The sequence below is a fragment of the Candidatus Megaera venefica genome, assembly GCF_034554655.1.
Taxonomy (GTDB): Bacteria; Pseudomonadota; Alphaproteobacteria; order Rickettsiales; family Rickettsiaceae; genus Megaera_A; species Megaera_A venefica.
This window is the reverse complement of the sequence record NZ_JARJFB010000117.1, coordinates 1-5865: the sequence shown is the minus strand read 5'-3', so window position 1 is coordinate 5865 and position 5865 is coordinate 1. Positions and strand designations below refer to the sequence as shown.

At 33.0% G+C, this 5865-nt stretch carries 6 protein-coding genes; 1 reads left to right on the top strand and 5 read right to left on the bottom strand.

From position 1 onward, the window contains the following. Positions 1–152: 152 nt before the first annotated feature. The 5 genes from Megvenef_RS06930 to Megvenef_RS06910 all read right to left on the bottom strand — a co-directional run bounded on the left by Megvenef_RS06930 (position 153) and on the right by Megvenef_RS06910 (position 5206). Complete coding sequence (locus tag Megvenef_RS06930; RefSeq protein ID WP_322777241.1) at positions 153–1025, bottom strand: LpxL/LpxP family acyltransferase; 873 nt, start codon at positions 1023–1025, stop codon at positions 153–155. Then, positions 1000–1983, bottom strand: coding sequence for a tetraacyldisaccharide 4'-kinase (lpxK, locus tag Megvenef_RS06925; RefSeq protein ID WP_322777240.1), 984 nt, complete (start codon positions 1981–1983; stop codon positions 1000–1002). Before lpxK ends, Megvenef_RS06930 begins: the two co-directional genes overlap by 26 nt. After that, positions 1980–3242: a 3-deoxy-D-manno-octulosonic acid transferase gene (locus Megvenef_RS06920; RefSeq protein ID WP_322777239.1), complete on the bottom strand. Its 1263-nt coding sequence runs from the start codon at positions 3240–3242 to the stop codon at positions 1980–1982. The genes lpxK and Megvenef_RS06920 overlap by 4 nt, the downstream gene beginning before the upstream one ends. A 79-nt stretch (positions 3243–3321) precedes the next feature. After that, complete coding sequence (locus Megvenef_RS06915; RefSeq protein ID WP_322777238.1) at positions 3322–3783, bottom strand: DUF374 domain-containing protein; 462 nt, start codon at positions 3781–3783, stop codon at positions 3322–3324. Between the two features lie 220 nt (positions 3784–4003). Next, complete coding sequence (locus Megvenef_RS06910) at positions 4004–5206, bottom strand: pyridoxal phosphate-dependent aminotransferase (protein WP_322777237.1); 1203 nt, start codon at positions 5204–5206, stop codon at positions 4004–4006. Positions 5207–5297: 91 nt separating this feature from the next. On the opposite strand from Megvenef_RS06910, the gene Megvenef_RS06905 reads away from it, so the two are divergent. Further along, on the top strand, positions 5298–5858 hold the full coding sequence (locus tag Megvenef_RS06905) for a tetratricopeptide repeat protein (protein ID WP_322777236.1): 561 nt from the start codon (positions 5298–5300) through the stop codon (positions 5856–5858). Positions 5859–5865: the final 7 nt, after the last annotated feature.

The following is a 5865-nucleotide window of genomic DNA, read 5'->3' as shown; positions in this document are numbered from 1 at the left end:
AAAAAATGAATGTGCGGTGATTTATTTTTGAAATTCTTGAAATTATATCAAAAATTTAGAGTTTTGACGGAGAGACTATCTTATCCATAGTTGGGGTTAAGTGATTAAGTTCCGAATTAATTATGGATACTATTAATTCGGTTATAAAGATTCTAATTTTTCCATCTATTATGAAACCAAAACCATTGCTCAGGCTTCTCTCTAATCCACTGCTCAAGAATTTTGTTTATTTCTAGCATGATATTATAACAACTTTTTTCAATATCTTTGTCTATCAAAGGTTTCAGTGGATCATGGAGTATTAGCTCAAAATAGCTACTTTTCCCGATGCGTACTATTTGCAGTGGAACAATCGGATATTTATACTGTAGACTTATCTTTGCTAGAGCTGGGGCGGTCATTGCTGGAAATCCAAAAAATGGTACTTCGATTCCATTATTCATTTTTTGATCAACCAACATTGCAAGGGATGCACCAGATTTTATAGCCTTGATAATAGACTTCGCACCAGATGGTCCTTTGGCAATCATTGTGATGTGTTGATCATTTTCGCGTTCTTTAAGAATCTCTCTGTCTACATAGGGGTTATTTGCTTTTCTGTAAGCGATACCAAATTTTGGATAAATATCATTTATTTTCCGAATAACAAAATCCCAGTTAGCTTGATGACCTAAAAATAATATAAATGGTTGATTTGCCTTTTTGAAGGCTTCAACTTTTTCAAGACCTATAACTTTGACTCTTTTATCAAGTTCCAATGAATCTAAAACATTAATAAATGGAAATTCACCAATATATCTGCCGTAATTATCCCAGAGGTCGTTTATGACTTTTTCGATATCTGTCTCATTGCCGTATACTCTTTTTAGATTTTTACGAGCAGTTTTAGTTACCCGAAGATAGGGGCCAATTTTTTTTGCAATAAAGCTGCATAAAGATGCGGAAGTATCCACAGACAAAAGTCTTAAAGTTCTTGTTAAGAGTATAAACAGTAGATACTCAAGTATATGTTTTAATTTTTTCATAAATTAATTGGAATAACTCTTCTTCCTTATCAAAAGTTAAAGTAACTTCAGCACATAGCATCTTAGTATGATCTGAAATTTTTACGTAATCTTTTTTTGTTGTTAATAAGAAGAGAGTTTGTTTATCTGCTTCCTTAACTAGTGCAGTGATTTCGTCTCTATTGTAATTATGGTGATCTGGAAAGGCTTTGGTTGCTAGTACATTAATGCCATTTTCGTTTAGTAATCTAAAAAACCGGTCTGGATCCCCAATTGCAGTAAAGGCGTAATAATTTTTACTGGTATCTATATTTCCGACTAGTTGAATTTTTGATTTAAAGAAAGGTTTGTTGTTTGAAGTGATTGTCTGGATTAAAGAGAAATTTGGGCACAATTCATTACCAATCATGATAACAATATCTGACCTATTAATTGCAGATTGTACACTTTCCCTCAAGGGGCCAGCAGGAAAAATCCTGCCGTTACCAATATTTCTAATCGTATCTATAACAACTATAGTTAAGTCTTTGAAAAAACCTGGGTTTTGCATCCCATCATCGAAAATCACAACATCTGGCTTTAGGTCGTTAATTATAGGCAATGCATATTTTATAGATTTGGCAGCTAGGACTTGTCCATATTCGCTTAGCATTTTTGATTCATCGCCAACATCAGATGGTAGGTCGAGTGGTTCGACCAGTTTAGCTCCACGTAAATTTGAATTATAACCTTTTGTAACTATAAGGAAATTGCAGTTTTTTTTACGCAAGTTTTTTGCAAGCCAAGCCACTAGTTGAGTTTTGCCTGTTCCCCCAACACTTATATTACCTATACAAATAACAAAGCACGGGAGTTTTACTGGTTTGACTAGTAGTTTTCGCAAACTTCCAAGAAGTTGATATATCCATGAAAAAGCTATGAGTAACCAAGATACGATATTTTTTTTAGACCAAAAAGATGGATATGTAAGTTTAATCACTGCAAAAACCTACCTATCTCTCTTAAATAGTTGTTAAGTGTTTCCCTGCGATCGCTGACAAACTCAAGAGCATTTCTCCTGTATTTATCTGCCTCTATCACGTTGTTTTCGTTAAGGAAAAATTTTACTTTCAAGGCTAATTCTTCTGCATTATGTATCTGAATTGCTGACTGTTTCTCGATCATTTCCTCAGCAATATTTTGGAAATTACTCATATCCGGCCCTAGTAAAATAATGTTATCGAAATATGCTGGTTCAACTAGGTTATGTCCACCTCGTTTAAACGATCCACCTACAAAAACAATAAAAGCTAGGCTATAAAATAATCCCAATTCACCAAAACTATCAACTATAAACAAATCATCATCTAGTAATGGTAGATGCCTACTTGACCTAATTGAAAATTTAAGCCCGAGTTTATGACACTGGGAAGCAAGCTCATCTCTCCTTTCTGGATGCCTGAGAACTATAATTGGAAAATAGTTAATCTTAGCTTGTTTAAAGTTGGTAATTATTTGCAAGGTAACATCTTCATCTTCCTTATGTGTGCTTGCAGCAACAAAGATTTTTTTATCACCAAATAAGTTTTTTAAAGATAAAAGGGTTTGTTTATTAACATCTAGCTCTTTGTTTGCAAATTTTAAATTCCCAAGATTTATTGGATTACTACAGCCTAACTGTTGATATTTGTATAAATCTGTTTTGCTTTGTACGATAACTTTCTTAAAGCTATCTATAATCAATTTAAAAAGCCATTTTTTACTTTGCCACCTTTTATAAGATTTATCAGAAAGTCTTGCATTAACAAGCATTAAATTACACTTGTTAGATGCTTCGGTAATAAGGCACGGCCAAAGCTCAGATTCGATAAAAATTCCAAGATCTGGTTTCCAGTGATTAAGAAATTTTCGAACCACAAGGAAATTATCTATAGGAGTAAATTGATGTGTAGCATTTTGAGGGAGAGATTTTTCAAGAATTTGTGCAGACGAGAGAGTTCCTGTAGTCACTAGAAAGTTATATTTAGGATATGAAACAGATAAAGCTCTAATTAAAGTTATTGCAACCATCGACTCGCCAACACTAGCAGCATGTATCCACAAGAGTTTTCCTGGAACTCTTTGAGCGCAAGTAAATCCTAATCTTTGTTTAAATGAGATCCAATTATCTTTTGCTTTTATTATTCTTATAAAAATCAATACCATATATAAAGGTAGAAGCAAAATATTGATTACGTTATAAATGTAAATTAATAGCATATCTGAGAGTGTTCCATAATTAAGTGATACAAAAAAAACTACTTTATTGTGTTTATTTTACTTCAGGATGACGGCTCTTTTACAAGAGTTTTTCAGCTTTATAAGATAAATTTAAGAGTTCATTCTCTAATAAATTATCATCAATGTTTGCATTTCCAGATAATATAATAGAACTTCCAATAGTCACAACAATTTTTCCAAAAGGTTTTGGTATCATCATCTTATCCCAACTATTTAAGGTAAAATATTTTGTTGCCATGCATGAAATAGGAATTAAAGGTTTATTGTATTTATAAGCTATTTTTGTTATGGAACTATTTATTTTATGCACAGGACCTCTTGGTCCATCAGGAGTGATTACTATTTTATTACCTAATTCAAGTGAATTGATAATTGATCGAACTGCTTTAGTAGGATTTCTGTTAGTAGATCCTTCAATAACGCCATAATTCATTGCTTTAATCACGTCTGTGATTATTTTTCCATCAGTATGCGAAGAAACAAGGGCAAAAACGTTGTCGTATTTTTTAAGAATATGCATGCTGAACGCTATACGATTATGCCAAAAAGCAAATAGTAATCCATCTAAGGTGTTTAATTGTTTTTTTAGAATAGTATCTGTCCATACCAATTCCCATTTTGAAGTTAAATATACAAATTTTAAGTAAATATAAATTATCCGAACAATAAGCCAATGGATAAAGCGGCTTTGTTTTAGGAATTGTTTGAGATATTTTTTTAACATTAAATTCAAACTCAAATCATTTCAGCTGAGATATTGCTTGGGCCATCCTATTACAGGCATCTGTGAGAAGCTCGGAAGAAGTGGCATACGATATTCTGAAATACCCCTCTAATCCAAATGCTATACCAGGTACTATGGCAACATTAGCTGATTCAAGTAGATAAGTTGCAAGATCAGAGCTTGAGTTAATTTGTTTTCCATTAGGAGCTTGTTTACCAAATAAGTCTGAACATTTCGGGAAAAGATAGAAAGCACCCTCAGATTTATAACAGCTCAAGCCATTAATTTTATTAAGCAGGGATAATACAAGATCTCGTTTTTTTTGAAAATTTTCTGTATTAGTCTTTATATAACCCTGTGGTCCAGAAAGAGCCTCAAGGGCTGCTATTTGACTTATTGATGATGGATTTGAGGTGCTTTGCGACTGAATAACATCCATAGCTTTAATAATAGTTTTATTTCCAGCACCATAACCTATTCTCCAACCTGTCATTGAGTATGCTTTAGATACTCCATTGACGATAAATATCCGATCTTTTATGTCGGGTGCTACGGTAGCAAGGGTAGTGAATTTAAAATTGTCAAAAGTAATATGTTCATAAATATCGTCAGACATAACGTGTAGATGTGGGTATTTTCTAACCAAATCTGCAATCTTCTCTAGCTCATGAGCAGTATATGCTGCACCACTTGGGTTGCTTGGCGAATTTAATATTAACCATTTAGATTTTTTGGTTATAGCCTTTTCTATATCTTCTGTGAGTGCTTTAAACCCAGTCTCCATATCAGAAGACACAAAAATAGGAGTGCCGCCAGCAAGTAATACCATATCAGGGTAGGATACCCAGTAAGGAGCAGGGATAATTACTTCATCTCCTTCATCAAGTGTAGCCATAAACAAATTATAAATAACCTGCTTACCTCCTGTACTAACAATTACCTCATCAGTTTGGTAATCTAATCCGTTTTCTCGTTTAAATTTTTCACAAACCGCCTTTCTTAGTTCAGGCGTCCCAGAAACCATGGTATATTTTGTAAGACCGTTCTTAATACCTTCAATAGCTGCAAGTTTTATATTGTCTGGAGTATCAAAATCAGGTTCTCCTGCTGCAAGCGAAATAATATTGATACCTTGCATAGCCAGTTCTTTTGCTTTTGCAGCAACTGCTAAAGTTGGTGATGGTTTAACAGTTTGGAGTCTTTTTGCTATTAGTGACATAATTTTGTGTCTCGTATAATCATAATATGTTTGAACTAAGAAGGATTATATGAGAACATTCTTCCTAAATCAAATCAACATATTCAGGTTTATGGGTAATAATATATTTTCAGGGATAAAAAATACCACAAAATCTTTCCTGCTCGCTATTCTTGGACTACCAACTTTTATTAAAAATCAAATTCAGTGGCTGAAAAATGAATTTGTTACTCTAAGAGAAAAGCTGAAAAATGTCTCAGCTAGCAATATGAAACTAGGTATTTTTCATCTTAGAAGTGGTAACTACAGAGATGCGATTTTTAGGTTCAAGTTGGTTGAGAAATATCTAGATCCAAATAATAAATCTGCTTGTTATTGGCTCGGTTGGGTTTATTTCTTAAAGCAAGATTATAAAAATTCCATAATTAACCTTATCAAGTCAGGCGATGAAGATGATGTGAACTTATTACAGTTTGTAAAATCAATAGATACTGTACAATATGTACCAGTGCAAATTTATGCATTATATAGGGATATTAAAGCAAGCAATTTTATTGATAAAATTGCAAGTGATATTTACGATATTCCAAAAACACTTGTCCTAGAGTTAAACGAAGAAATAACCTCATTGACAGAAGAGAAATATATTTTAGAGCTTAGAAGAAACGCTTGAGAATTAG

Bases quoted from the DNA above. Each gene is read 5' to 3' on its own strand.
- Megvenef_RS06910 (WP_322777237.1), bottom strand. From the start codon at position 5,206: ATGTCACTAATAGCAAAAAGACTCCAAACTGTTAAACCATCACCAACT.
- Megvenef_RS06920 (WP_322777239.1), bottom strand. From the start codon at position 3,242: ATGCTATTAATTTACATTTATAACGTAATCAATATTTTGCTTCTACCT.
- Megvenef_RS06930 (WP_322777241.1), bottom strand. From the start codon at position 1,025: ATGAAAAAATTAAAACATATACTTGAGTATCTACTGTTTATACTCTTA.
- Megvenef_RS06915 (WP_322777238.1), bottom strand. From the start codon at position 3,783: ATGCATATTCTTAAAAAATACGACAACGTTTTTGCCCTTGTTTCTTCG.
- Megvenef_RS06905 (WP_322777236.1), top strand. From the start codon at position 5,298: ATGGGTAATAATATATTTTCAGGGATAAAAAATACCACAAAATCTTTC.